At 60.8% G+C, this 25,955-nt stretch carries 27 protein-coding genes and 1 pseudogene; 10 read left to right on the plus strand and 18 right to left on the minus strand.

Annotation, left to right across the window (positions count from 1 at the left end; all coding sequences use genetic code 11):
* Positions 1-102: 102 nt before the first annotated feature.
* The 8 genes from FS320_RS13305 to FS320_RS13345 all read right to left on the minus strand — a co-directional run bounded on the left by FS320_RS13305 (position 103) and on the right by FS320_RS13345 (position 8,494).
* A complete protein-coding gene (locus FS320_RS13305; RefSeq protein ID WP_152712251.1) occupies positions 103-465 on the minus strand; it encodes an HU family DNA-binding protein in 363 nt (120 codons plus the stop codon).
* A 919-nt stretch (positions 466-1,384) separates the two neighbouring features.
* Complete coding sequence (locus FS320_RS13315) at positions 1,385-2,371, minus strand: tyrosine-type recombinase/integrase (protein WP_152712253.1); 987 nt, start codon at positions 2,369-2,371, stop codon at positions 1,385-1,387.
* Positions 2,372-2,737: 366 nt separating this feature from the next.
* Positions 2,738-3,478, minus strand: a complete 741-nt coding sequence (locus FS320_RS13320; protein ID WP_152712255.1) for a glycerophosphodiester phosphodiesterase family protein — start codon at positions 3,476-3,478, stop codon at positions 2,738-2,740.
* A 30-nt stretch (positions 3,479-3,508) separates the two neighbouring features.
* Positions 3,509-4,399 (minus strand): ABC transporter permease subunit, encoded by an 891-nt coding sequence (locus FS320_RS13325; protein WP_152712257.1) that lies wholly within the window; start codon positions 4,397-4,399, stop codon positions 3,509-3,511.
* Between the two features lie 8 nt (positions 4,400-4,407).
* Positions 4,408-5,415: an ABC transporter permease subunit gene (locus FS320_RS13330; protein ID WP_152712259.1), complete on the minus strand. Its 1,008-nt coding sequence runs from the start codon at positions 5,413-5,415 to the stop codon at positions 4,408-4,410.
* On the minus strand, positions 5,399-6,706 hold the full coding sequence (locus tag FS320_RS13335; RefSeq protein WP_244627120.1) for an extracellular solute-binding protein: 1,308 nt from the start codon (positions 6,704-6,706) through the stop codon (positions 5,399-5,401). Before FS320_RS13335 ends, FS320_RS13330 begins: the two co-directional genes overlap by 17 nt.
* Positions 6,707-6,861: 155 nt before the next feature.
* Positions 6,862-7,809 (minus strand): sugar-binding transcriptional regulator, encoded by a 948-nt coding sequence (locus tag FS320_RS13340; protein ID WP_152712261.1) that lies wholly within the window; start codon positions 7,807-7,809, stop codon positions 6,862-6,864.
* 7 nt (positions 7,810-7,816) lie between these two features.
* Positions 7,817-8,494, minus strand: a complete 678-nt coding sequence (locus FS320_RS13345; protein WP_152712263.1) for an HAD family hydrolase — start codon at positions 8,492-8,494, stop codon at positions 7,817-7,819.
* Positions 8,495-8,884: 390 nt separating this feature from the next.
* Here FS320_RS13345 and FS320_RS13350 point away from each other — a divergent pair, with 390 nt between their 5' ends.
* From FS320_RS13350 to FS320_RS13375, 6 genes are all read left to right on the plus strand, one after another.
* Entirely contained in the window at positions 8,885-9,250 is a 366-nt protein-coding gene (locus tag FS320_RS13350; protein ID WP_244627121.1) for an MbcA/ParS/Xre antitoxin family protein, read from the plus strand.
* Positions 9,234-9,959: an RES family NAD+ phosphorylase gene (locus FS320_RS13355; RefSeq protein WP_338105327.1), complete on the plus strand. Its 726-nt coding sequence runs from the start codon at positions 9,234-9,236 to the stop codon at positions 9,957-9,959. Before FS320_RS13350 ends, FS320_RS13355 begins: the two co-directional genes overlap by 17 nt.
* A gap of 671 nt (positions 9,960-10,630) precedes the next feature.
* Complete coding sequence (locus FS320_RS13360; RefSeq protein ID WP_152712269.1) at positions 10,631-11,485, plus strand: hypothetical protein; 855 nt, start codon at positions 10,631-10,633, stop codon at positions 11,483-11,485.
* Positions 11,486-11,592: 107 nt separating this feature from the next.
* Positions 11,593-13,497, plus strand: a complete 1,905-nt coding sequence (locus tag FS320_RS13365; protein WP_152712271.1) for an N-6 DNA methylase — start codon at positions 11,593-11,595, stop codon at positions 13,495-13,497.
* A gap of 380 nt (positions 13,498-13,877) precedes the next feature.
* Positions 13,878-14,603 carry a DUF1281 family ferredoxin-like fold protein gene (locus FS320_RS13370; protein WP_152712273.1) on the plus strand — a complete coding sequence of 242 codons (726 nt, stop codon included), beginning with the start codon at positions 13,878-13,880 and terminating at the stop codon, positions 14,601-14,603.
* A 414-nt stretch (positions 14,604-15,017) separates the two neighbouring features.
* Entirely contained in the window at positions 15,018-15,794 is a 777-nt protein-coding gene (locus FS320_RS13375) for a hypothetical protein (protein WP_152712275.1), read from the plus strand.
* Positions 15,795-16,143: 349 nt separating this feature from the next.
* Here the strand turns inward: FS320_RS13375 and FS320_RS13380 are convergent, their stop codons facing one another.
* The 10 genes from FS320_RS13380 to FS320_RS13425 all read right to left on the minus strand — a co-directional run bounded on the left by FS320_RS13380 (position 16,144) and on the right by FS320_RS13425 (position 22,767).
* On the minus strand, positions 16,144-16,455 hold the full coding sequence (locus tag FS320_RS13380; protein WP_152712277.1) for a hypothetical protein: 312 nt from the start codon (positions 16,453-16,455) through the stop codon (positions 16,144-16,146).
* 27 nt (positions 16,456-16,482) lie between these two features.
* Positions 16,483-16,716, minus strand: coding sequence for a hypothetical protein (locus tag FS320_RS13385; protein ID WP_152712279.1), 234 nt, complete (start codon positions 16,714-16,716; stop codon positions 16,483-16,485).
* Between the two features lie 2 nt (positions 16,717-16,718).
* The gene (locus tag FS320_RS13390) at positions 16,719-17,522 is read right to left on the minus strand and encodes a metallophosphoesterase (protein ID WP_152712281.1); all 804 of its coding nucleotides are present in this window, start codon (positions 17,520-17,522) and stop codon (positions 16,719-16,721) included.
* Positions 17,523-17,528: 6 nt separating this feature from the next.
* Positions 17,529-17,903, minus strand: coding sequence for a hypothetical protein (locus tag FS320_RS13395; protein ID WP_152712283.1), 375 nt, complete (start codon positions 17,901-17,903; stop codon positions 17,529-17,531).
* A gap of 14 nt (positions 17,904-17,917) precedes the next feature.
* Complete coding sequence (locus FS320_RS13400; protein WP_162002966.1) at positions 17,918-19,486, minus strand: AAA family ATPase; 1,569 nt, start codon at positions 19,484-19,486, stop codon at positions 17,918-17,920.
* A gap of 90 nt (positions 19,487-19,576) precedes the next feature.
* Positions 19,577-19,924, minus strand: coding sequence for a hypothetical protein (locus FS320_RS13405; RefSeq protein WP_152712287.1), 348 nt, complete (start codon positions 19,922-19,924; stop codon positions 19,577-19,579).
* On the minus strand, positions 19,924-20,250 hold the full coding sequence (locus tag FS320_RS13410) for a hypothetical protein (protein WP_152712301.1): 327 nt from the start codon (positions 20,248-20,250) through the stop codon (positions 19,924-19,926). The genes FS320_RS13405 and FS320_RS13410 overlap by 1 nt, the downstream gene beginning before the upstream one ends.
* Positions 20,250-20,573 (minus strand): hypothetical protein, encoded by a 324-nt coding sequence (locus FS320_RS13415; protein WP_152712303.1) that lies wholly within the window; start codon positions 20,571-20,573, stop codon positions 20,250-20,252. The genes FS320_RS13410 and FS320_RS13415 overlap by 1 nt, the downstream gene beginning before the upstream one ends.
* A 245-nt stretch (positions 20,574-20,818) precedes the next feature.
* On the minus strand, positions 20,819-21,118 hold the full coding sequence (locus FS320_RS13420) for a hypothetical protein (protein ID WP_152712305.1): 300 nt from the start codon (positions 21,116-21,118) through the stop codon (positions 20,819-20,821).
* On the minus strand, positions 21,115-22,767 hold the full coding sequence (locus FS320_RS13425) for a replication initiation protein (protein ID WP_192926281.1): 1,653 nt from the start codon (positions 22,765-22,767) through the stop codon (positions 21,115-21,117). Before FS320_RS13425 ends, FS320_RS13420 begins: the two co-directional genes overlap by 4 nt.
* A 970-nt stretch (positions 22,768-23,737) precedes the next feature.
* Here FS320_RS13425 and FS320_RS13430 point away from each other — a divergent pair.
* From FS320_RS13430 to FS320_RS13450, 4 genes and pseudogenes are all read left to right on the plus strand, one after another.
* On the plus strand, positions 23,738-24,139 hold the full coding sequence (locus FS320_RS13430; protein ID WP_152712309.1) for a hypothetical protein: 402 nt from the start codon (positions 23,738-23,740) through the stop codon (positions 24,137-24,139).
* Positions 24,140-24,479: 340 nt separating this feature from the next.
* The gene (locus tag FS320_RS13435; RefSeq protein ID WP_152712311.1) at positions 24,480-24,878 is read left to right on the plus strand and encodes a hypothetical protein; all 399 of its coding nucleotides are present in this window, start codon (positions 24,480-24,482) and stop codon (positions 24,876-24,878) included.
* A 234-nt stretch (positions 24,879-25,112) separates the two neighbouring features.
* A pseudogene (locus tag FS320_RS13445) lies at positions 25,113-25,595 on the plus strand (DUF4262 domain-containing protein).
* The gene (locus FS320_RS13450; protein WP_476738983.1) at positions 25,592-25,924 is read left to right on the plus strand and encodes a hypothetical protein; all 333 of its coding nucleotides are present in this window, start codon (positions 25,592-25,594) and stop codon (positions 25,922-25,924) included. The pseudogene FS320_RS13445 and the gene FS320_RS13450 overlap by 4 nt, the downstream one beginning before the upstream one ends.
* Positions 25,925-25,955: the final 31 nt, after the last annotated feature.

The following is a 25,955-nucleotide window of genomic DNA, read 5'->3' on the forward strand; positions in this document are numbered from 1 at the left end:
CCGTCATGGCGGGTGTGGCACGGTGCAATCGTGGCAGGGGTTGGTGTCAGCAACCAAATCCTACGACACGTCAGTCACTTAGGCTACACTCGCCAACCCTCTTCAGCCGCATCGTGCATAAGATGGGCTAGCAATGTCAGCAACATACGATGCCATGAATGCTGTTCTGCTCTGGTACCGGAGCGATGTGGGATTGAGGCGTTGATGCATTTCTTTGGCAACCTTAAAGGCCGGAACAACCTTTTCTGGGACGGAAACTGGAGTTTTGGTGCGCGGGTTGCAACCCATGCGCGCCGCATACTTGCGCAACGCGAATGTTCCGAAGCCGCGCAGCTCTACCCGGTCGCCTCGGGCCAGCCCATCGCGAATGACGTGAAGGATGGCATCCACGACCTTTTCGAAATCATGTCGAGACAAATGCCGATCATGCTCGGCGAGCTTTCGGACCAGTTCGGACTTGACCATGATGGCGGAGTTCTTCGCTGTAGCGTCGTCCAGTCAGAAGACTGTCAGAGCACTGAGTGACCGTCAAGTCATCATCCGTAGCCATAAGATCTCATGCTCCCAGCGTCAGTCTGGTCGATGTGCCTTGTCTCCGTGCGATGAGCCTTCATCCCTACTCATTATGCCTACGAGGATTATTGACTCGGTCTGAGCGTCGTGAACTCCACCGCGCGGCGGGCTCTCCAAATTGGGTCCTGTGTCCGGCGCCGTCAGCTAACCTCAAAAGTGAAGCGATGTCGACGGCAGCATCAGTCTGCTCGATGCCAAGACAATCAAAGCTGGGAACGGGCAGCACATTGACAAGCACCTCAGGCGCTACGGCCCGACTCGATGAGATCATGACGATGGAGGATGTGCTCGAGATCCTCCCCATTCAGGCGACAAGTTCTTCTTGTTCCATTGCCTGTTCCGCCGGAGAGCCGCATAGACCCGCCCAGTTGCGGCGGATCACCGTGGCTTACGTTGGCTCTGGATCGTCGCCGCAATCTCCGGCCTGTGCTCCGCCAGCCAGTGCATGGCATCAGACTGGTTGACGCTGCAGGTGAGCCATCCCAGGTGGGGTCTTCGAGTGACTCGTCCCGAAGTCGGGTGGCGGCATAACCGACCAGTTGATGAAGACCTTCATAGCCGGGACGTGTTTCGAGGGCATCGGCAACCCACGTGCTGGACCAACTCTGCCCGGCAAGGTGGAGAATGCTCTGCCCGTCGGCCTCGCAGAACCATGGCGTGGCATCAAACTCGAACGCCAAGGCACTGTCGGCGGTGTGGCACGAGGCTCGGATCATCACGCATCTCCCAGATCAGCGTCCCCGAGAGCAAGTCTACCACACGCGGGTATCAGGATTGTACTGACACGACCGTGTGTTGATACCGGAGTGATTCAATCGGCATTGGCAGCCGTGTTCACAAGCAGTGTTGCATACTCGTTCGGATCCTCATTGAGCGGGTGCAGGTCCTGAACCATCTGGTGGAGGCGAGACGTATCCAGATGAGTGTAGATCTGGGTTGTCTCAATGCCGGCGTGGCCGAGCAGTTCCTGCAGCACGCGTAGGTCGGTGCCGCCTGAATGCATGTGGGTGGCAAAAGCGTGCCGCAGCACATGTGGCGAGACCCGCTTAGGGCTGGAGAGACCCGCGGCCACAGCAGCCTCCTTGATCTCGAGCAGGGCTGCCTGGCGCGTCAGCGCCTTCGTGCCATTGCGCACCGAGTGGAACAGCCATGGGCTCAGCTTGCCTCCAGAATAGGCGCTGGCCAGCTTCTGCCACTGCACGATGGCTGCAATGGCTCGCTCATGCAGCGGCACCAGCCGCTGCTTGTCGCCCTTGCCGCGCACCAGCAGCATGCGGGTGCCAGGAGGTGCTGCATCGGAGGGCAAAGACAGGGCCTTCCTGATGCGCATGCCCGAGGCATAGAGGGTCTCGAACAGAGCCGCCCTGCGGGCATAACCGGCCTGACGATACAGCCCGACCGAAGGGTCAGCAGCAAGCGCATGAGCCGTCTCCAGGAGCGCCTCCGTCTCGGCAATCGACAGAACGAAGGGCAGCTTCCGGGACCGGCGCATGCTCGACAAGTTGCTTGTGGGATCTCGGGAGCCGAGTTCCTCGGCGATCAGGAATTTGTGCAAGCCGCGCGCCACTGTGATCCGCCGGGCCATGGTCGATCCGGCATAGCCGCGCTGATCGAGGGTCGCAATGTAGTCTCGGATCTGCTCCAGGCCGACTTCGTTCAGGCCGAGGCTGTTCTCCTCGAACCAGGCGAGATAACAGTTGAGATCATCGGTGTAGGTGTCGATGGTGCCTGCTGCGGCACCCAGTTCCGTCGCCAAAGCGTCGAGCCAGAGTTGAGCCAGCCGCTGGTTGGTGCGCATGAGTTCCTCCTGAAGGAGGAGCCTGCCATGGCACCAGTTACAAACTTCTTGTCAAAATGTTTGTTGCCGGTCTTTTCTATGTAGCCGCAAAGTTAGAATGTCCTGATCCCACAAAGTAGGAATGTCACACTTCCCGGCCGACCGGTCTCACTCAGTTGAACGCGTACGAGGTCGAGGGGACACTGGCATCATCGTGAGGCTTGTGACCGAGCTGTCTAAGAGGGATGAACATCTGCGGACCCGCAAGGCAACCGTGCACATCAACCGGGCCGCCCAGCTGGACGCCATCATTCTCGCCAATGTGAAATAGTTCACTCTGCCGATCGATAGCCCGAGCGTCGCGCGGGACAGGCGTACAGCCATGGCTCAACCCTTCCGTGCGGTGCGCAGGTGCAAGGCAAGGTCGGGGCGATCGCTGGTGATCTGCGAGATCGGCTGGCTGAGCCAGTAGTCCAGCTCGCGCACCGTATTCGGGACCCAGACGCCGAGCTTGTCGCGCCCGACGATCTCGACGGCGCGGTCGACCGTCAGCCGCAGCAGCGATTGCTCGACGGCGACGATGCAACCGAGATCGACGAAACGCCGCAAGGTCCGGTCGATGCTGCCGAAGGCTTCACAGGAGCGGCGGTCGACAGAGGCGAGCCGGCGCATGCCCGGCGCCTTGGCCCGGATCTCCTCAATGACCTCCGGGACGAAACAGGTTAGGACCACACGAGACGACATGTCGTGGGCTTCGACGAGCGCGATGACCTTGTCGAGCAGGCCCGGATAAGGATTGCCGAAGGCATCCGTCTTCATCTCAATTTCGAGTTCAATCCCGGTCGGGCCGAAGACATCAAGGACCTCTGGCAGTGTCGGGATCGTCTCGCCGAGCGTGTCGTTGACCCTCACCCTGGCGAGGGCGTCTCGCGACAAGTTTCCGACAGGCCCCTTGTGGTCCGTCGTGCGGTCTAGCAGCGGGTCATGGATCACCATAATTTCCCCGTCGCTCGACAGATGTACGTCGAGCTCGACGGCATCGACGCCGAGCCCGCAGACGTTGCGGAAGCCGCTCAGGCTGTTCTCCGCCCAGATGTTGCGCGCGCCGCGATGACCGATGATCCGCATGTGGATGAGCCTTGATTGTTTGTGGGCCGGTTACTTGCCGCTGTCCACCAGCCCCTTCACGAACCAGCGCTGGAGGATGAGGATGACCAGGGTCGGCGGCAGCATCGTCAGGAAGGCCGCGTTCATCAGCAAATGCCAGGTCGGCAGGGAGTCGCTCTGCGGCATCAGCTTCTTCAGACCAATCACCGCATTGGCCATTGCGGGCTCAGTGGTGAGCAGCAGCGGCCAGAGATACTGGTTCCAGCCCATCAGGAAGAGGATGATCGCCAGCGCCACGATGTTTGATCGCGACAGCGGCAGCAGGATCAGCCGGAAGAACTGCCACGGGGTGGCGCCGTCGATGCGGGCGGCCTCGCAGAGCTCGTCCGGGACGGTGAGGAAGAACTGGCGGAAGAGGAAGGTCGCCGTTGCGAAAGCGATCAGCGGCAGGATCAAGCCTGAATAGGTGTTGACCAGATTCCAGTCGAGATCGACCAGCGCCTGGATGCCGAGCCAGGAGCCGAGGATGTTGAGCGGCAAGGCGACGTTCGCCGCCGACTCGTACGTCGGAACGATGCGCACCTCGATCGGCAGCATCAGCGACATGAAAATCAGCCAGAAGACCGTCATCCGGAAGGGGAAGCGGAAATAGGTAACGGCGAAGGCCGCGATCACCGAAACAGCCAGCTTCCCGACCGTGATTCCCGTGGCGATGATGAAGGAGTTGAGCAGCAGCTGACCGAAATTAGCATTGCTCAGCACGGTCTGCATATTGGCGAAGAACTGATTGCCGGGTAGCCAGGACATCGGAACGCGCATGATCTCCGGCTGCGAGAGCGAGCCGGTGACGAAGACGAAATAGATCGGCAGGCAGACGAGCACCGCGCCCACCAGCAGGATGAGATGGCAGACGGCATCGAGGATCGGCGTACGTTCGTTCATCGCCGGCCCTAGACGCTGTAATTCACGCGGCGCTCCACAAAGCGGAACTGCGCGAAGGTCAGAAGCAGCGCGAGCGCCATCAGCACGACGGATTGCGCGGCGGAGGAGCCGAGGTCGAGCGTGACGAAGCCGTCCAGATAAACCTTGTAGACCAGGATGGAGGTCGCGCCGGCCGGGCCACCCCGGGTCATGGCGTCGACGATGGCGAAGGTCTCGAACAGCCCGTAGACGAAGTTGATCACGATTAGAAAAAACAGCGTCGGCGTGATCATCGGCAGCGAGATGCGCAGGAAGCGCTGGATCGGCCCCGCACCATCGAGATAGGCGGATTCGAGGATGGACTGGGGCACCGAGAGCAGCGCCGCGACGAGGAAAATGTAGTTGTAGCAGATGTGCTTCCACGAGGCCGCCATGACGATTAAGGCGAGCGCATGCCAGGAATTGCGGTTTGGATCCCAGTCCAGTCCGAGCCCCTGCAGCATGTGGGCAACGGGACCGACACGGGGATTGAACAGGAAGGCGAGCATAATGCCGGCGATCGCGGGGGCGATGGCATAGGGCAGCAGCAGCACGGTCCGGTAAGCGCCACGGCCCCGCAGGATATGGTTTGAGGCAAAGGCGAGCAGCAGCGCGAGCGACAGCGTCAGCACGTTCTGGACGATGGTGAAGATCAGTGTGACCTGCGCCGAGGACCAGTAGACGCCACTGCGGAACAGTCGTTCGAAATTCTGGAAGCCAACCCACTGGATGGTTGCACCGAACGGGTCGGTGAGCTGGAAGGCCTGGATCAGAGCCCTGATCGAGGGGATGAAGAAGAACAGCAGCAGGATGAAGAGCTGCGGCGCCAGCAGCCAGAACGGCAGGCGCCATTCCCGGAAATGCGCACGCTTCAGCCCACTTTCGGACTGTGCGTCTCCGGTGCCCTTGACGAAGAGGCGCCTGAGCGGCCAGCGGAGACGCAAACCGCCACCGCCAGCCGCCGCGGGGAGGGCAGCCGTGTTATTTCTTGCCGGCATTGAGCTGCTCGTAGCGGCGCAGCGCCTCGTTGCCGCGAGCCACAGCATCGTCAAGCGCCTGCTGCACCGGCTTCTTGCCGAGGAAGGCGCCCGAGACCTCTTCCATGATCGCGACGTTGATCTGGTTGCTGTTGCCGATGCGGAAGCCGAGCGAGTTGTCGCTGGGCGTGCCGCGCATCAACTGCACCACGGCAATCTCGCGCGTCGGGTTCTTCTGGTAGTAGCCTTGCGCCTTGGCCGCTTCATAGGCCGCAGTCGTGACCGGCACATAGCCCGTCGCCTGATGCCACCAGACCTGCGTGTCGGTCTTCGCGAGGAAATCGTAGAAGGCGGCGACCGCCTTGTACTTCTCCGGCGTATGCCCCTTCAGGGTCCAGAGAGCGGCGCCGCCGATGACGCTGTTCTTCGGGGTGACACCCTGCTCATAGGGCAGCTCGGCCGCGCTCCAGTCGAACTTCGCGGCGGCGACGACTGCGGCGTGCGAGGCGGTTGAGGCGATGATCGTCGAGCATTCACCGGAGGTGAAGAGCTGGATCGGAATGATGCCCTGGCCGGCGAGCTGCATCACACCGGAAGATACCAGCCGCTTCATGCGCTCGACCTGGCCGACGAGCTTGCCCTTGTTGAAGACGAAGCTGGTGTCGAGGCCATCCATGCCGTTGCGCTTGGTCGCATACGGGATGTCGTTCACCGCGCTGTAGTTCTCGAGGAAGCTCCACTCATAGTCGCCGGGAAGCACCATCGCGCATTTCGAGACGCCCTTGGCCTTGATCGCGTCGAGCTGCGGCTCGAGCTCCTGCCAGGTCGCGCCGGGCTTGTCGAAGCCGGCGGCTTTGAAGTGGTCGCGGTTGTAGAACAGGATCGGCGTCGAGGAGTTGAACGGCATCGCCTGGAGCTTGCCGTCGATCGCGTAGTAGCTGACCACCGGGGCGATGAACTTCGAGACGTCGATCGGGTGGCCCTGCTCCGCCATCAGCTCGGAGGTCGAGACGATGGCGCCGGAATTGACCATCGTCAGGAAGGGGCGCTCGTTCGACTGCACGATCTCGGGCTGGCGCTTGGCGCGATAGGCCGCGATCGTGCCGTTCAACACCTCGTCATAGGTGCCCTTGCCGATCGCCTTGACGACGTATTCCTTCTGGGAGTCATTGAACTTCTTGACGAGTTCCTCGACGCGCTCGCCGAGCGCGCCGCTCATCGCGTGCCAGAACTCGATTTCCGTCGCCGCCTGCACGGGGGAGAGCCCCGCCAGCAGCATTGCGCCCGCCAACGTACCGTAGAAAGGTCGCATGTAAAGCCTCCCTCATTAGGTTATGTGAGCATATGCTCTTTATTGAAGCATATGCTCGCACACTGGCTTGTTATGTCAACCGCTGATGACGGATGGATGACAGCCGCGCGCCGGCTTGCGCGCAGAGGGTGATGGAGCAAGCTTGGTAAGCGGGGTCAGTCCGCGAGGAGGGCGCGGGCCGTATCCTCGTCGGTGACGAGGCCATTGACGATCCTCCCGCTCAGCGCGGCGCGTAGAGGCGCGACCTTGGCCGGGCCCTGGCCAATGCAGATGCGCCGCCGGGCGCTGCCGGGCTCCGGCGGTACGCTGGTCACGCGCAGGTTGGTGCCGCGGTCGAGGAATCGGCCTTCGGCATCGAAGACCCAGCCGGTCACCTCGCCGACGGCCCCGTGGCGGACCATGTCGAGCAGCTCGCCGCGCGTCATGAAGCCGTCCCGATAAAGTACGGCATCCTCGCCGATCTGGCTAATGCCCATCACCCAGAGGTCGGCCTCGCTGGCGATGGTGCGGATGCGCCTGATCGCCTCGATCTCGATGAGCTGAGCGCGCTCTTCGGGGCTCGACACATAGAGTGGCAGCGGCATGGGAAAATACTGCGCCCGGGTGATTTCGGCGAGCTTGACCAGCGTATCGAAGGGGCTGGCCGAGCCATCGGGCGAGATGGTCCCGACCAGCGAGACGAGACGGTGCAGCGGGCAGGACATCGGCGGAACGCGCTCGATGCTGGCCCGCATCGAACGGCCGGTGCCCAATGCCATGACCAGCGATTTGCGCGAGCGCAACCAGCGCTCGATTAGCACGCCGCCGAGCGCGGCGACGCCGGCCGCGCCCGTCTCCGCCGAGCCGTCGGAGGGGGCAATGTCACAATGCAGCAGCTCAAAGCGATCGCGCAGCCGCGCTGCGAGCTCCATGCAGGTGCTGATCGGGTGGTTCATGTGGAAGCTGATCAGCCCCTCGCTGCGACAGAGTGAGACGAGACGCTGCGCCGCCGGGCGCGAGATGTTCAGGATCTGCGCGATGTCGTCCTGCGTACGACCGGCGATATAGTAGAGCCAGCCTGCCCGGGCGGCGTCGTCGAGGCGGGCGCTGTCGTTGTCAGCCATCGGAAACTCAGCTGGTTGCGGGCATCGGTGCCAGATCCCGCCAGGATTCGAGCACCTTGTCGGCACCGGCATCCAGAAGCGCCTGTCTCTGGTCCAGGACTGCGAAATGACTGCCGGCGGCCAGGCCGTAGGCTGTCATTCGAGCCGCCTTCGCAGCAATGACGCCGCTGACGCTGTCCTCGATCACCAGGCAGCGCTCTGGCGCCACGCCGTGCTCACTGGCGGCCAGCAGGAACAGGTCGGGCGCCGGCTTGCCGCGCCGCACGCGCGTCGTGCTAAAGATCCGCCCCTCGAACAGATCCCACAGCTCGGCTTTCCGGAGGCAGATCTCAATGCGCTCCTCATCGCTGGACGAAGCCACGCAATAGTCGCTTGCCAAGGCCTCGACCACGCTGCGAACGCCTTCGACTGGCTGGAGCTCGTGAGCGAATGCGGCAAACAGACGGGCGCGCCAGTCCTCCGTGAAGTCGGCTGAGGCCGGTCGGCCGGTCATTCTCTCGTAATCCTCGACGACTGCGCTGGACGGGCGTCCGAGATAGCGGCGCATGACCGTCTGCAGATCATAGCTCGGATCGAGAGGTGAGAGAATATCAACCAGGGTTCGGCAGCTGATGACTTCGCTGTCGACGAGCACGCCGTCGCAATCGAGAATGACCAGGTCGAAGGGCGATCTTTGGACGGGCATGGGACAGCAACAATCTTGAGCTGATGCTCGCATGAAGAGCATCTACCCAATTATCTGTCAAATCCAATCCGCTTCACTGAATGAGTTGCCTGAGCAAGTTACAGGGATGCCGGCTAGGACCACAAAGTTCTTGTCAAAACGTTTGTTATGCGAAATGTTATAATAGCTATTGTTGGCTTATCCGTAAGATCTTAATAGCAGGGACAAGCTAACTTACTCCCCCTGTCGTTCATCAGCCGAACTTAAGACGTCTCTCGACGGCACCCCCAGATAATGATCTCCGCTGTGAAACACCGGAACCTACTTGCAGATCCGCAGTTAATGCCCTAAGTTGTGCAAGATTGCAGGGGGAGCAGTATGAGCGGAGCTCTACATGCTGTTGCCGAGAGAATGCCCGTCGACAGACAGCGACTGGCGCTTGAGGGCTTCTTCAGCATCATGGAACACTGGGGTGTCGACAATACCGTCGCCCGCAGACTTCTCGGCTCGCCTGCCGAACGAACCTTCTATGAGTGGAAAAAAGGTAAGGCCGGGCGCTTGCCTGAAGATACACTCCGCCGGATCGGCTACATCGCCGGCATCTGGAAAGCCCTTCAGATCGTGTACTCGCAGCCGGATCTTGCGGATAGCTGGGTCAAGCGGCCGAACGCCTTCTTCGGAGGCCAGACCCCACTCGAGCGCATGGCCGCCGGCGACGTGACTGATCTTGCCGCCGTCCGCACCTACATCGATGCTGCCCGTGCTCCCTGGTCTTGAGATCGCCGAGGCCGCCGTCGATTGGGCACAGGCGTGGCGTATCATCGCCTCGCGCTTTCCACCAATCCATCTGTTTGAGCGCGTTTCGCCCAATACCGCAGTATGGGAGGCGCTGATCGAACTTGAGGAGCTCACGAACCCCCGTGTGCGGGATCAAGTTGGCCAGATCAGCCTGGTGCCGCCGGAGCGGCGCATCAGTGGCATCAATGCCTCATGGGTGATGGCGTCCTTCACCCATGTGAACCCAAAAGGTTCGCGCTTCTCCGATGGTACATATGGCGTGTACTACGCAGCAGACAGTCTTCAAACGGCCATCGCCGAGACTGTGCATCATTTCGTGGCGTTTGCACGAGATGCGAATGATCCGCCCCGGCGCGAAGACATGAGGGTGCTGGTCGGCCCCATCTCAAGTAGCTTTCATGATGTTGAAACCCTCCTGCCGGAAGAGCACCGCGCTGCGGTGATGGATCCAAGCTCCTATGGGGCAAGCCAAGCCTTTGCGCGTTCCCTGCGGGACCAGCAAAGCAATGGTTTGCTTTATCCAAGCGTGCGACGTCGACAAGGCCACTGCGTGGCGGCTTTCTGGCCCGACGTCGTCGGGATCCCACGTCAGGAGCGTCATCTTCAATACGAATGGAATGGCCGGTCAGTCACACGCTACTTCGACTACAGCCTTAGTGAGTGGCTTCCATTGCCGACAGAGGCGTAAGGACCCCCTGCCCCACTCCCACCTGAGTGCCGTCACTGCGTCTGCAACGCATACCTGTTCTATGTGTGCAGCGCGCCGTCTAGCGCTCAGCCAAATTTACACCCAGCGGTCCATCAGTGCCCCTGCTGGCTCGCCTTGAGGCGCGACTCGATCCACTCCTGTGCCCTGTGCATCAGTGTGTCCCGGTCCTCCGCCAGCGAAATGCCGCACACCGATCGAGACCATTGGTGACGCCCGTCCATCCGCGCGCGGTTTGCTGGGGATGGATTACGCATCCGTGGATCTCGAGCATTGAGAGCCGAAGTCTCAGGGTCTACGCGACGATGATGCTGATCCGTCTCGGCGTTTCAGCGGGAAGCGCTGACCTAAGGCCCTTGAGACATTTCCTTCGAACCCGGTCGCTGGTCGCATCAAGAGGGCTATAAGCGACCCAAACTCAGCGAAAACCATGCGTAAGTATTCGCTAAGACCAATAGGGGCAAGGAAATATTTTTCCGCCATTGATATAAAAGACATTTTCGATTTGGTCTCATCTATTGCCCCATTATCAATAGTATCTATAAGCTCTAATGAAAGCATTCATCACCGATATCCTTAAAGTACACTTCTGGAATCTGCTATCATGGGTATACGCGATGCGATTTTGCTCGCGGTGATGGAGACATCTACTCATGCCTTCCTGCGCAGATCAGAAGAACAACATCGGCTTTCGGCTGGCCAAACAGGCACCCATTCCAACATCCAAGCCTGACCCAGCCCATCGTTCAGTGCCACCGCTGCCCATCAGCGTTGCTGGGCACAAGCTGCGCGATGTGACCAATGACACCCGCTGGCACGCCTATTGCGGCCCCACGGCAGTCGCCGCCATCACAGGCGAGTCTCTCTCGCGCATTCGCGACGTGTTCCGGACAGTGCGCTATGGCAGTGACTGGACGACCTTGGAGCGGGCCCCTGCCGTCAAAGGCACGAGCACCCACAACGTCCAGCAGGTCCTCCGGATCTTTGGTTATGAGAGCCGCTGGCACACGATCGAGGGCAATCCGACTCTGCGCGCGTGGCTCGAGCGTTGCACCGGTGCGATGAGAACTCATCCCGGCGTCGTGATGGTGACAGGACACTGGATTGCCTTCAGCGGATGGACGGTTTGTGACACGTTCAGCGAAGGCGAGGTTATCGATGCCGAGGACGCGCGTTGCCGCCGCTCCCGCGTCAAAGGCGCTCTTCTGATCTCTGGCCGCGTTCCCCCGCGCGTAGAGGTTCTTGATCTGCAAGCAGCACAGCTCGCGCAGAAGACCAAGGTGTCCAATCATCGGGTTGCGTTCGCTCGCCTCGCCAAGCGGCTGAACGCCTCGGTCTCACGTGACGACATGTACCTGTGGGTCGAGATGCCGTCGGGCATCTGCCTTGCCATGCGTCATTGGGATTGGACGGAGAGCTATTCCAATCTCTCATCCTTTGCCGAGAACCCAGATCTGAGCCGCCTTGAGCGCGCCGATGACGGCAGCATCTATTGGTTCCCAAGGTAATTCCCTCCTGGCCGGCTCGGCCCTCTGAACTCCAGCCGGCCTTCTCCCAAGCGTCACAACCAAGAACTCCTCAAGTGCCACTGCGGGCACAGCACAAGGTTAGTCTCATGCCCACCCTCGCCAACAACGTCATCGTCAACTCCGTACCCGCCCTCGACATCACATACGCCCACCTTCATGGCTTCTCCGCCGGTTATCCCGCAAGTGATCTGAACTTTGACTTCAAACGCCTCAGGCTCACCACGGGTGAAGCCACAGTCGAGGCCGCACGCGCTGTTGCGCGTGCGGCGGCTGCCGGATGGTGGAATGCCCTTCTGCTGAAACATTCGTCTCCATCCGGAGCGATCCGGCCGGCCGAGGCTCCGGTCGAGAGTGTCATCAACGCAGATGTTCACGAGAAGGCCTGCGCATTCGGAGCAGAGTTGGCAAAACTGCGCCTCGAGGACAGCGTTGCCCGTCTCGGGCAGCTCTATACTCGGCTGCTGCCGAAGCAGCATCGTTCGAGCAACGGGATCTTCTATACTCCTGTCCCGCTCGTGCAGCATTTGGCGAACCGGGCCTCAGCGGCTGGGATGGACTGGCTCCGCGGCAAGGTCATCTCGCCAGCCTGCGGCGGCGGCCAGTTCCTCGTCGAGGATGCCCAGCGCATGATCACTGCCATGGGGGATGCCGACCCGGCGATCGTCATCGCGTCGGTCGGAGCCCGATTGCGCGGATGGGACAGCGATCCGTTCGCCTGCTGGCTATCACAGCTTGCAGTCGAGGCCTGCCTTCTCCCGCAGGTTATTGCATCGGGAAAACGGCTGGCATGCATCACAGAGTGCCGCAACAGCCTTCTGGACGACTGGTCGGACCATGAGGGTACATATGACCTCGTCAATGAGAACCCTGCCTTCGGCAAGGTCAAGGACAGCCCTGAGTTCAGGCGCCTCTTCGGCCGAAGCCTCCATGGACACCCGAATGTCTATGGGATGTTCATGGATCTGGGTGCTCACCTGGCGAAACCAAACGGCGGGATCATCGCTGTTGTAACGCCTACCTCATATCTCGGAGGGCAGTACTTCAAAGCGCTCCGGGGAACGCTGGCAGCGGTGGCGCCGCCGGTCACCATTGATCTCGTGGAAAGTCGCCGCGACGTCTTCCCGGATGTCCTCCAGGAGGTGGCGCTCTCCATCTTCGTTCGAGGCGCTCCCAGGAGAGCGACGGCCTGTTCGGTCGTGCAGGTGATGCCCGACGGCATACAGATTTCGGATACCGGCACGATTCAATTGCCCACCTCCCCCACAGCCCCGTGGTTGATTGCCCGATCACCCAAGAATGTTCGCCTAGTATCATCCATGCGCGCCATGCCGACCCGGCTCGCGGACTGGGGGTATTCGGTTAGCACCGGGCCACTGGTCTGGGATCGCGCTGAGAAGGCTGGCCGATTGCACGGCAACGCAGGCGCCGGCCGCGTTCCCGTCGTGTGGGCAGAAGCTGTGCGCAGAGCCGGACGCTTTTCCCCATCGTACGAGCAGCGGGCGGACAAGGCCTTTTATGAGCCAGAGCCAGGCAAGACCGCCAACCTCGTCAGCGAACCCTGCCTTCTGCTCAAGAGGACAACCGCGAAGGAGGAGGATCGGAGGCTTGTCGGAGCAGTCCTGCCGGAGGATTTCCTCAGGGCCCATGGCGCCGTGGCAGTTGAAAATCACCTCAACATGGTAAGGTCCAAGACCCAGCCGCCGAAGGTGCCGCTCCAGACCCTGGCCGCCTTTTTCGCCAGCGACATGGCCGATCGCATAATGCGCTGCATCAGTGGCTCCGTCGCTATATCAGCAACGGAAATCGAAGCGATGCCTCTTCCATCCGCTGATGACCTCTACACAGCCATGGCCAGCCAAGATCCTGAGGCCGCACTCCGCGACCTGTATGGTAGCGAAGATGTCGCGGCCGCATTGGCTGCCGCACGATACGGCCGGTCATCATTCCGATCCATTGCTCCCGGGGGAATCGATCCCGGGAGCACACCTTGATTGAGGCAGGATCGAGTCCTTCGCTCTTGGGAAGGACTCGCATGCGATGATCGGTGTCGCTCCCCCGCGACACCGCTTGCCACGATCAGCAGGGTGCCCGCCGCTGGCTTGCGCCGCTCATGTGATCGACTCACCATCAAGTTAGACAAGGAGGTCACGATGATCGCACGGAAGCCTTTTCAGCTCTCCAACACTCGTTACACAAGCCGCGATGCGCACCACTTCCATACCGATGATGGGGCGTCCCTTACCACGGTTGGGTGCACTTCGGACGCCGATTGGAACTCATCTCACGGCGGGCCCAAGCATACTGCCTGCCCCCCAAGCCCTGCACAACATCAGCAGGGTGAACCATCAACCTACTGAACGGAGACTCGTCCATGCCCAATCATGTCGGATCCAGCCTGATGATCTCAGGTAGTTCATATGAAATTCAACGCTTCTTGGCGAAGTGCTTCAGCCCGGACCCCGATCGACCGGGACAAAGGATTTTGGACTTTGAAAAAATCACTCCATCACATCCGACAGTATTGGCGCTAGAGAGTCTTCCTGATCAGATCTGGCTCAATGGAAAAATCTTGCTCAGGAGAGTCGGAGTCGACGCCGAAGCAAACAGCCGCAGTTCGCGCATTTCTAGTACGAAGCAGCTCCGTCGTATGAGCCAGGACGATATCCGAAGCATGCTCGAAGGCGGAAAGAGAGATGATCTGGATCCCTTCTGCGTTGGAACTGCCCGACTGATCCTTGAGTGCCGGTGTGCCACTGGCTGCTACAGCCCTTATGACTGGTCCCTGAGGAACTGGGGCACGAAATGCAATCCGCTCTACACAGAAATCATTGAGATGTGCCCGGAAGAGATGGAAGTGAGGTTCGACACAGCATGGAGTGCGCCGCTTCCCATCTTCCGGAAGCTTGGTCGTATGTTCCCCGAACTCGAATTCAGCATCGCTACGACAGATCCTGACATGGATTGGGCCTTGGCAGGGTCGGTCAAAGGATCATATTCCGACTTCTGGGATGCAGATGTCGACGAGATCTACGAGTCGGTTTATGGCGAGCCTCGACCTGATCCGGAGGATGAAGATGGCGACTGGGACGAAACCTAGTGATGTCACCTTCGTAACCTATTCCATCTCACCCCAACGTCCATCGGTGACAATCCTCCCGCGGGGGACTCATCGATGAGTGAAAGCGATTCCGGGTCCGACCACCTCGCCAACCCTTTACCAGCGGGAACCGCCCGGTCGGCGGCAACGAGCAATCACTCCGCAGTACAGACTGATGACCTTGCAGAGATGCTCAGAACCCGCGCGCAGCGCAGCCAGAGTCTTCCCGCCCGCCTCCGCGAGCAGCGTCAATCCTGCTGTGCTGAAGACATCGTGCACAGGGGACCCGTTCTCTGCCTCCAGATAAAGCATACCTGCTCGCGATCGGCCAATTCGCTGACACCAACCGTCACCCGGGGACTTGCAACCACCTGAAAGCGGCGACAGCATTGATATCAGCACACGGAGGACTCGATGTCATTACGCCCATTCCTTGAAATATCAGCAGTGCATCTTAACGATGGAGACGTCGAACTTCTCGAGAAAGGTGCAGCACCCATGGAGTGCATCAAGTGCGATGATGGTTTCATCGTCTGTACCCAATCCTTGCTATGCGAGGAGGAGCGAGAGGATAAAGCCATCGCACTACCCGAGATTGGCTTCTCCGAAGCATTTATCGCGCTCACGGTCCATGCAGCAAGAATAGGCGCATTCCTGATTAGGTTCGTGTCCGGCGAGGAGGCTGATGCGATGCTTCCCATCGACCGCCCCGATATCATAGATGAAATCAGCAAAAGCAACGGTACCCAGCTTGACCTCTTCGAAGCCAACCACGGCCTTGATCTGATGGCTGGACGATACTTGGAATGTCAATGGGCGGAGTTTGCCTTCATCTACGAAGCATTGCCTTCTGAGGACAGATACTGGCGGGTGATCGGGATTGATGGCTGCCCAAATCAATTGTCAATTATTCGCTGGGTTCTGGATCTCGCAACGATGGAAATCGTTGTGCTCCAAACCATCGATGAAAGGACAATGTTCTGGGAGGCTTCGAATGATGTCCAGCGGAAGCTCGTGTCCGCCGAGTTGCAACAGCTTCGCTCATCCTTTGCAGTACACACGGCGCTTGGTGTCCTTGGTCAGCACACCGCGATTCCTGCTTGGGCTCACCCATGCCCACAAGGCGAGAATGCCGACGAGGCTTTCTCTGTCGCCTTCGTCAGCCATCCAAACCTATCCTATCTACATTAAGGAGAGTCCCTGGGCGAGGCACTTGTCGATCAAGCCGCCAGTGATCTGAGCCCGAACGCAATTGACAATGCGGTCCCTGGTCGAAACGCCCACGTTACGGCGCACCAAACGATCATCGGACAGCACAGTCTGAACTGCTGTGATTGCTTCGGCGAGAAATGTCCACTCGGCCGTGAGCCCCACTAAAGTCCGACGCAGGCATTTCACCGTAATGCACAGCGCGGTGGAAAGTTAACCCCTAACAAGTGCTGTCACGAGCGACACGTGTGCGCCCTTTTTGCGGAAAAAAGCGCTGCATTAATAGGTCAGCATCCGTTTTGCTTGGATGAGACAGGCGATATCAGTGGCTCTATCCATGGTTCGCCTCCACCCGCTCCAGCAGTGCCTGCCACCGTTCGCGATCCTTCTTGTAGGCCCGCGTCAGCAGATCGTCTCCCCCGCCTCCTCGCTCGACGGGTCGCAGGATGATGCCGAGACCTACTCCGATCCTCGCAGCCTCCGGACTTCCTGCATCAAGGATCACGGCAAGCTCGAACCCAGTCTCCGCCGATCTCTCTCGAAGGACGCGCAGAAGTCCATCGCCCACCCCGGGATCGCGGCCATGGAAGCGGTGCACGGCGTCGAGTACCTGGAGAAGGATGCCTTGCCCGAGCAGGGTCACATCTCCCCCGCGATCATCAGCAGCGCCTCAGTTTCCGCGATTGACTGCCTGTACGCGCTGATCCGCTGGCGCAGCATCCGTGGGATACCCTCCGGCGACCGGACGCCCATCCGACAGCCTGACGAGGGCTGCGACTGTGTCCGATTCCCATCCGCTCCACAGCAGGGCGCATGCGCCGACGATCTCGTACTCGTCCACGCCGTAGGTAGTCCGTACGTACTCTGCGAGGCTTTTTTTCTCGTCCGGCGACAGCGTCGTCATCGTCACCTCCTCGGGACCGTGACAACTAGCCCGGGTTTGAACGCGGGGTTTTCGTTCCGGTACCCGCGCGGATTACAGACGATCCAGGTCTCGCCGACAGTGTATGCCGTCGAATGATGCACGTGTCCGTGGACCCAGAGTTCCGGCTGGTGATCCCAAATGGTTGAGGACAGGTCACTCGCGAAAGCCGGATTCAGAGGACTGCCATCGTACTGACGATCGATCGAGGCCGGGTGCGGTGCATGGTGCGTGACGACGACAGTCGGCCCATCGTGCCCCTTGCGCAGGGCAGAGTGGATGAACGCGCGAGACCGACGATTCGCGGTGAGTGCGTGCTCCGGCTGCCACCTCTCGAGCATGTCATCCTCGATCGCGATGGCGGTGTGATCCATCAGACGACTGCCGGCCATGTTCATCGCGTGGGCGATGTCGAGGTCGCGCTGCCTTCCAGAGATCGGCTCGGCGCCGAGGGCGTAGTCCGTCCAGAGGGTGCTGCCGATAAAGCGGACGCCACCGACGTGCGCGACGTCATCGTTAAGCAAGCAGACACCATCGACGGACGCGGCGGCTGCGCGTCCGCGCTTCATGCAGCCGGCGACCGATCCGCCGTAGTACTCGTGATTTCCAGGCACAAAAATGACGGGCATGTGGGGGGCGATATGATCCGCCAGCCACTGCACCGACTGCCAGATCGGGCGATGGATGTCCCCGGCACAGACGGCGACGTCCGCGTCGGGGAAGGTCAGGAAGGACTCGGCCTCGGGATGGGCGTCGAGGTGAAGGTCAGAGAAGATCCAGAGCCTCATGATCGCTCACCCCCTGTAGTCCACGTGCTCGTCACAGCGCACAGTGAGCCAGCCTGAGTTGCGCAGCCGTCCCCGTCCGCCACAGACGTCACAGGTGATTTCAGAAGCGTTCTCGGCGCTGTCGATGAGCGCATCAACGCGGTCATTTCCATTGAAAACGTGGCACCTTAACGTACCCAGCTTCTCCTTGATCTGGGTTACTTGGAAATCCTGCCTCTCCTCGTCTGACAAAGTCGCCGCCATGCGTTGGAGCAGGTCGTCAAGCAGAAAACGCCAGCCCCCGCCACATTCGAAACTCAAGCCGTGTCGGCCACCCATCCATCCGAAGCGCTCGTTCAATTCTTCGCGCCAGGTGCTGTCCTTGATCTGATCTGCGCTCAACAAGATCCTCTCCCTCAATTCCTCGATGAAAACTTCGGCCGCGCGTCGAGCACGACCTCGACGAGCTTTTGCAGGTTGCGGATGCTCACGGTGTCCCCGCACGCCCGCTGGATTGCGTCCAGCTCCTCCCCGTCGAGGGGTGGCTCAGACCACTCCTCCCAAATCCCGCGCTCACGGAGCAGATCGCGGAGCACGCCGTTGGCGAGCGCGGGGATGTGTTCCCTGGAAGGCAGCGGCACCCGCAGTACCCGCAGGCGGTTCCGCAGTGGCCCCGGGATGCCCTTCAGGTCGTTGGCCGTGAAAAGCCAAATCACGTGGGAGAGGTCGACCTCGGCATCGACGTAAGCATCCCTCCAGCGTTTCGCCGTAGATTTCTCTAGCAGGGACAGCAGCGAGTCATGCATCGAGCCGGCCGTGCTCCTGCCCGCTTTCTCGATCTCGTCTACGAGGATGCCGACATTTGCGATTTCCTCCGCGTGGATGGCCGTGATCGGGAAGGACGGATGTGACCCTGACCACCGACGGGGAGTGCCGGAGAACGCCTGGTCGGCGGACGTCCCAGCATCATACATCGAGACGGGCACCTGCATTGCGACGAGGCAGCGGCGAACGAGACACGATTTCCCTGCGCCGGGAGCGCCGACGAGGACGGTTGGGCGCACCCAGGCGGGTTCCCCGGGGCGCAGGTCTTTCAGCAACTCCGTGATCACCCCGTGAGCGTGTGGGAATTCTTCCCAGAGCATTTCCCGAGCCATCTGGATCTCATACTTCGACAGGCGCACGAGCGGCAGCGGCTTGCCGAGGATGGACTCGAGGGCTTTTGCGGCGTCGCGTCCACCGGGGGAAGCCGGCGAGCCAACCGTCGGCAGCACGACCACACCCGCGGCCTCCGGCGGCTTCGTGGCGCCCATGTCACGAGCCTCGACAGCCTCGGACGGGAACGGTGGTCCCTTGTCCTCGTAGGCGGCGATCCTCTCGTCGATCTCGGCCCTCGCCTGGGCCATGCGCTTCAGTTTGCGGATGCCTTCCTTCTCGCCGACCCTCACGCCCTGCTCGAAGGCCGTCCGGAAAATGGTCGACCACAGCATCGCGTCGACCTGTGCAGCGACCCTGTCGGCATGCCCTGAGGATCCCGAGTGCAGATCGGGTGCGCGCCGGCCGGCCGCGACGGCACCCCATCCGATGGCGGCATTTGACGCGGAGCGCAGGCGCTCATGGAGCCTTTCGATCTCCTCGTGATCCCCGATGGATTTCGCCTCGCCGGCATGGCGGTGCAGCCAGTCCGCGATCTCTGCGGCGAGTGCAGCGTACCGGACAGCCACAGCGTCGATCGCTTCCGGAACCCCGGCGCATGCGCACGCGAGCCACACGTGGTCGTGCCACTCGTGGTCCAGCATGTGGAAAAGGTCGCGGCGCCACCGCTCGGCGCTGCGCAGATCCTTCGCCTCGAGCGCTCCGTTGAGGCGATCAAGGAGGGTCACCTCGGCGTCCGAAATGTTCGCGGAGACCGCTTGCAGGAGAATGTCGCGCGGCTGGTGCGCATCGAGGAACTCGAGCGGGCGCAGCTTCGTGATTCTCTTCAAGGCTTCTTTCATCGTGCACCTCTGTTGGCAGGGACGCCGGACAGGAGGTGTCCGGCGGTCAGTCGGCGGGCGTGCTGGGTCGTATGAGCGTCACTGCCTGTCCTCCGGGGCGGTCTCGCCTTGACGTAGGCCGAGGGCGTAGAGGCGGCTGCGCGTACGGGCGTAGCCGCGGGCTTCGTTGATCACCTCGACGTCAGAGGTTTGGGACAGCCGGAGCTGCGGAATGTGCGGATGGCCTTGGATAAGCCCTACGAGGCTCGGAACCTTCCGCTCAACGACGATCCACTGGTCGATGCTCGGCGCCATCGCCAGTTCTGCCGGGGACGGATGCTCACCGCGGCGAAGGCGCAGCAGGTCAGCGAGGAGCGCTTCAAGTCGAGCGATCTCCGTGTCGAGGCCGTGGCTGTTTAGCAGTCCGGACTTTGATGCCATGATCATCAGTGAAGGTCCCTACCGATGCGGCTGTACTCGATCGTTTCCTGACCGAGGCGGTACCAAGCGGTCTCGCTGCGCGCCACGCCACGCGTGCGGTCGAGCAGCACCAGTGGATCGGTGATCGCAATCATCCCCTGCGTGGATGACATCAGGCACAGACGCTGGTCGAGCGCATAGTCCCAGTCATGGAGGATGGCTGCCTCATCGCCAAGCAGCGGAGCACCGTGCCTGAGAAGGCGGCGCAGATCGCGGGCCAGCGTCTCAAGGCGCCTGATCTCCTGCTGTACGAGCGCGGTATCGAATGCCCCGTTGGGCCCGATCCTGATCATCAGTGGTCCTCCCGTCTCAGAGGAATCCTGCTCTGCTCGCCCAAACAGACGGCGCCTCCCGGCGTCATCGCCCACGTGCAATCCCGGGCGAGGCACCAGACATCGAGAGAGACGACTTTGCCTGTCTCGTCGATACCGACCAGATGGGGACCTTCAGCGATGGACCAGTGAGAGAGCGTTGGAGCCAGTGCGAGTTCGACGGCGTCCGGCGCCTCGACGTCACCGTCGGCATGGGTTTGCACGAGGTCTGCGATGAGACTGGATTCGCGAAGCTCGGTAAAATCGAGGGAACGGCGGCGACGCCGACGGTGGGGATTGATCACGAGTGGAAGTCCTTAAATGCAAGCGCGCTGCCCGACTGATGCGGGCGGTTGAACGATCAACCGATGCGTATGCAGAGGACTTTCATGTGGTCGTGATCTCCCGAGACGCTCAGAGATAAAGAGCCCGCGAACGGCTTGTCAACGGGCTCGGGGAAAAGATCCCACAAAGGACTCGCTGGCTTATAACCGATCGGTCGTAAAAAGTGGACACTGACGACCTTATCACGAGCGATTGCCGAACCCCGTCACTTTTTGAAGACCCGAACCTTCCTGAGTTCGACCCGGGGCACCTCTTCCCGTGGTGTGGAGTAGATGATGGCATCGACCTTCTCCAAGGTCGCTTGCAGCGCGTCAGCGCTAGCGCGGTCGAAGAGGACGTCACCGATTGGAAAGTGACCGATATTTCCCTTAGTGGCCGCGAACTCGATCCGCGCCGGGACGACGACGTTTCCTCTCCAATCCCATTCCTGCACGCGCCGGATGACGGCTTTCAGCTCATCGGTCGACGGGTAGCCCGTTGTCCTTACCGTCACGACCTTGCTCATCGCACCATCTCCACTTCCTCGATCAGAGTTCTGAATTCCTTCTTGAGCCGTGTCACGTCCATCTCGGTCATCGGAAGCTTCCCAAGCGAGTAAGGAACGTGAACCAATCCGTCGCCGTACTTGACCGTCACTTTCACTGGGGCTTCCTCGTCCCCAGCAAATGTCCGCCTATTGAGGACGTTGACGAGATCCTCCACATCCGTGGCATCGGCATCGAGGTCGCACCAGACGACGATCTCGGTCACGGGCCCCCCGACACCCATGACCGGAGCGGTGTCGACCTTCGGCTCGACGACGGGCACTAGGGCGACGGGTTTTCGCTTCTGCCGACGTTTCCGCTCCGGTCCTTGCTGGAAGTCGCGCCACCGATTGTAGCGTGCGATCCGAGCCTCGCGCTCAAACCTGCGCCAGCTCTGCCCGATGCCGGTTGAAAGCTTCAGCAGATCAGGGTCTTTCACCTCCTCTACGAGCCAATTCCAAGCTGCATCCTCAGGACCTTCCTCATCGATGGCCTCGAGCAGGCGCTGTCCGCGAAACTCTCGGGTATTGCGACCGTCGGTAACGGGAACCTCTGTCAGCGCCTCGTTGATGGCGACCAGCCAACTGTGGAGAACACCGTGGTGGCCGCTGGCAAGACCGTTGTCCCGGGCGAACTTGGACGCCCGCAGCCAGAAGGATTGCGGCACGCGGAACCGCAGGGCGTCCGGGGCCCCCACGGACCACATCAATTTCGGGTTGAGGCCCTGTTGCGCGACATGATACCGGCGCGGCGGACTGAGCTTCAGAATGAACTCCCATGCCTCGACCGGAGCACCGCGCTTCTCGGCCCGCGCGACCCCCACCCACTTGACGACGTCCTCGTCGTCCCTCTTCGGCCTCTCACCGTCAGCCGGCACGATCTTGAAGCGCCGGACGTGTCTCAGATCCCGAATGGCGGGGTCGACAGCGCGAAGCTTGAGTTGGCCAACCGGTCCGATGAATCCCAACCACGACCTCATCTGATCGACGGGCACGCGAATCGTGTGCAGGTTGTCCGAATCCTTCGACCATCTCTTCCTCGCCATCGCGAGCGCGAGATTGCGGTAGAGCCTGATGCCATAGCGGCTCTTCATCATCCCGAGCGGTGCCAGTTCCAGATGGGCGTAGCGGTCCTGAGAGGCCATCAGGATTTGGATTGGCTTTGGAATAATGTAGTGGATCTCCTCACCGATGTTGTCGGTTTCGGACCACGGAACCAGGAGCTGCACGCCCTCGTATTTGCGGCCACCAGCCACGCCGAAGGAAACGGTCGTTGACCGCAGCCGCTCGAGCGATGCCTTAAGCCCGCGACGTCGCGCGTTCTCGCCGAGGAGTGACAGCGCGTAGGACGTCGGGATCGAGTACTCTGAGCGGTCCATGAGCCTGTCGGTCTGCTCGTACGCATGCGCGACCAGCAGCACGTGTAGCGCTTCATCATCAGCCGTGAGATTGTCCTCGCCGACGATCGTTATGTGCTCAAGCATCTCGGCGGGTTGCGGGGACTCGGGTGCGATCTTCGCGAGAGAGGTTCCATCGACAAAAGCACGAGCAAGCTTGCCCCGGGGCTGCGGACGGAAGTTCCCCTTCTCGGTCCAGTTGTTGTTCCTCGGTGCGATCGCAGCAGCCGCCATCTCGTTCACGGTTCTCGGCTGGTACCTCCTCAAGTGCCCCATTTTCATTGCATCCCCCACGTCTCTTGTAATGAAATCGTGCGGTGCGGGCGCGAACGGCGCAAGCCGCTTGGTTGCCTATTTGCCACTCGACGCAATCTGAAGGGCTCGGCTCACATTACAGGTCCGTGAATCGTGCAATGAAATGATTGGGGTTCGGGCAAAAGCGCAACGAAAACATTATGGACGAGCCGATGCGGATCAACGAGTTAAGGGTCCAATTGGAGGCGCCCTAACGCCGATTCAGATATGGTAAGGAAGCGGATTCCGTTGGAGTGATGATCTGCTCGTCCCGTCCAAGGACCGCATCTCCTGCCATACTTTGTGAATCCTTCAACGAAAGGATTCAGCCGCTGGCAAACCCGCAACGAAAAGACTGATGACAGCACCAATGTTTTCAGTCAGTTAGCCCTGCGTTTTGGCCATCCGCTCGCCTGATTCAGATATGATAAGAGATCGGTCTCCTCCTGCTGGCGACCTTCGGTTCTCGGAGCCCCGGGGCATCCTTGAAGGAAGGGACCGCCGCCTGCCGTATTTTTATTGTTTTTCCGTGAATGGGCGCTTCGCGCATGGGCTCAGGTCGAGGCTGACCAGAGAGTAGTGTCGGTCCTGGACCGTCGCAGGGAACAATTGGCCGCTGTGGCCGGACGGACCGGGGGCCGGCAAGAAGCGGGCCCTTCTTCGAGAGCACGCGGTAAACCTTGGGATCGTCCGTTGCCGAGGACCGACTGGATCTCCAGCATCCGAACGAGAGGAAGCCGCCAGAGGCGCTGCACGCCTCCCATACGGAGCAACACACTTGCAGATCGACATGTCGATCTGAAGCACTCCTGCCAGACTCAGGTCTCAGGATAGTAACTCGACATGTCGATTTTTACTTGATTCCTTCTCGTTGGCAACCCATGCATCGTTCTGGGAAAGGAAGCAGACCATGGCAGATTTAGGGGAAAGTGACGCCGGAAGGCTGATGCAGCTCTACAAGGTGCTGGCCACGAAGGGCGGCACGGAGGGCAAGGCCCTCGCCGACATGACGGAAGAGGAGCTGAGGAGATACAAAACTGAGAGCAAACGCCGCTCGCGCGAGCGACAACGCCTCGCAGCGAAGTGCGGTTCCCCGGAGCCGACGACCGACAATGTACGGAACGCACTGGCCGACGCTGCCCTCATGATCCTCGCAGCGAATGCCCCGGGGTCGGCGGAAATCAAGAAGATCCTGTCCATGGTCTTCGCTGGCCGCCCGGGTGTTCCTGGCAAGGTCCAAGCGGACGCATGCAAAGGCAAGATCAAGCCGCGGATGATCGTGGTTCATCCGCCGGCTGACGAGGCCCCGTAGTCGGTCGTGCTGCGGCGTTTCAATTTTCGGGAGAAGCGTCATGGATCGCGGCATTCGGATCCTGCGGGCTGCTGGACCAGAATGCATACGGCACCACCACCAATGGCCGTTCGACCGGTGGGGCAAGGAGGTCCACCGCAGGCTCCTCCAAAGCGTCCGCTGGGTCGATGCTGCTCGTCACGTCGCCGACGCAGGGGTCGCCTCCCAAACCGTTGCGGTGGCGTTTCCCTGCGTAAACCCGTTTGATCGAGTTTCTGTTTTGCCGGATGATGAGGAATAAGGGCTCCCCAGAGGCGCAGGACCTGCTACGGCAGATCTCCTAATTCTTAGGGGATTATCCATGAAGCTCATTCTGACATTGGCGGCAATCCTGATTGCGTGCCTGATGCCGTTCTCGGCGATGGCGCGGGATCCGTATGATGCGGACTGGAACGGCGATTGCCGACCTGACCTCGCGTGCATGATCCAGATCCGGCCAGCCGGAAAGGGCGCCTTCAGGCTTACATACATCGCGATCATTCGGGGGTCTGGGAAGACACTTTGCCGTGCCACAGGCCTCCTGCGTCGGTCCAAGGACATTCCCGGAGTGCTATCGGGAACGTTCGGCCCGGGACAGCGTCAGCAGATCGAGGTTATTCGCGACTCGAAGAGGGACGCGATTCACGTCACCCCCTCGGACAATTCCCCGTGCGGCTCTCCGCTTGCCGTCGGAGGATTGTATGACCTGATGGCCCACTAGCAGTGAATCCATAGCCAAAAGAAATCAGGGGCGCCCCCGGGGGGCCCTAATCTTTTCCGCACCGGCAAACGATGTGTTTGCAGGCCGATGCGGGAACGTTCCCGCCAGAACCGTGCGGTCAATGAAATACTTGATGATGGAGACATAGCACCAAACCCTCCTGGTCTTTTTGACGGGCTCCGCGAATCCTTCAACCGCGGCATACGTCCCCGGGGCACCGGACCGGAGGACTTCATGGCAGGACCGTTCGACGACTACATCAAGAAAGGCAAGCAGATCATCCAGCGGCATGGCTGGATGGTTCAGGCCATTCTCCCTGACAAGAAGCAGCCCTCCTACTCGTACACCGTCGGGCTCTCCCAGGCCCCGACTTGGCACCCTGAGATTTTCATCGTCGGCTTCCACCCTGACTAGGCACGTCCACTCCTGAACGATGCAGGCGAGCACGTCAGGAGCGGACGTCGCTACGATAGAGCGGCGTTCGCAGACGAGATCATCGAGGGCTATGCGGTCGCTTTCATGCCAATCCAGAGCAGGTCTGCGGTTAGGCACTCGAACGCAGGCAGGGCGATCCTCGGACGCGCTTTTGACGGTGTCCAGATGATCCTGCCAGATGCCCGAGGCCTATTCCCTTGGGATGCTGGGTGCGATCCACAGTATGCGACCGTCCAGATGTCACTCCTCGACCTCGCTGGCGATCTCCCGGCGCGGCAGTGAGGGTAGAAGTCTATCGGAATCTCAGGAAGGGCTGCTGGAGCGTGCGCAGGGAGGGACGCGTTGTGGCCCACGAGCAGCGCGTCATCCTCCGCTCCTGCGTTATGCGTGTCCGCGAGGGCGGCAGGCGTCGCGCAATCCGAGAGGGACAGCGCAACGTGCACGCATGGGTCGCAGGCGAACTCACGGATGTCGTCGACGGCGAGTTGATCGAGATCGGCTACAGCCCTTTCGTAGCAGGTACCTTCACTGTTAGACCAGACTACGCTCCAGTGCATGAAGCCAAGTTCGTGGTGCTCGGCCGGAACGGGCAGACGTACGCTGTACTATGAGGCCTCTTCCCTCTCAATGTCGGTATTTTTA

Source organism: Microvirga tunisiensis (assembly GCF_009296175.1).
Lineage (GTDB): Bacteria > Pseudomonadota > Alphaproteobacteria > Rhizobiales > Beijerinckiaceae > Microvirga > Microvirga tunisiensis.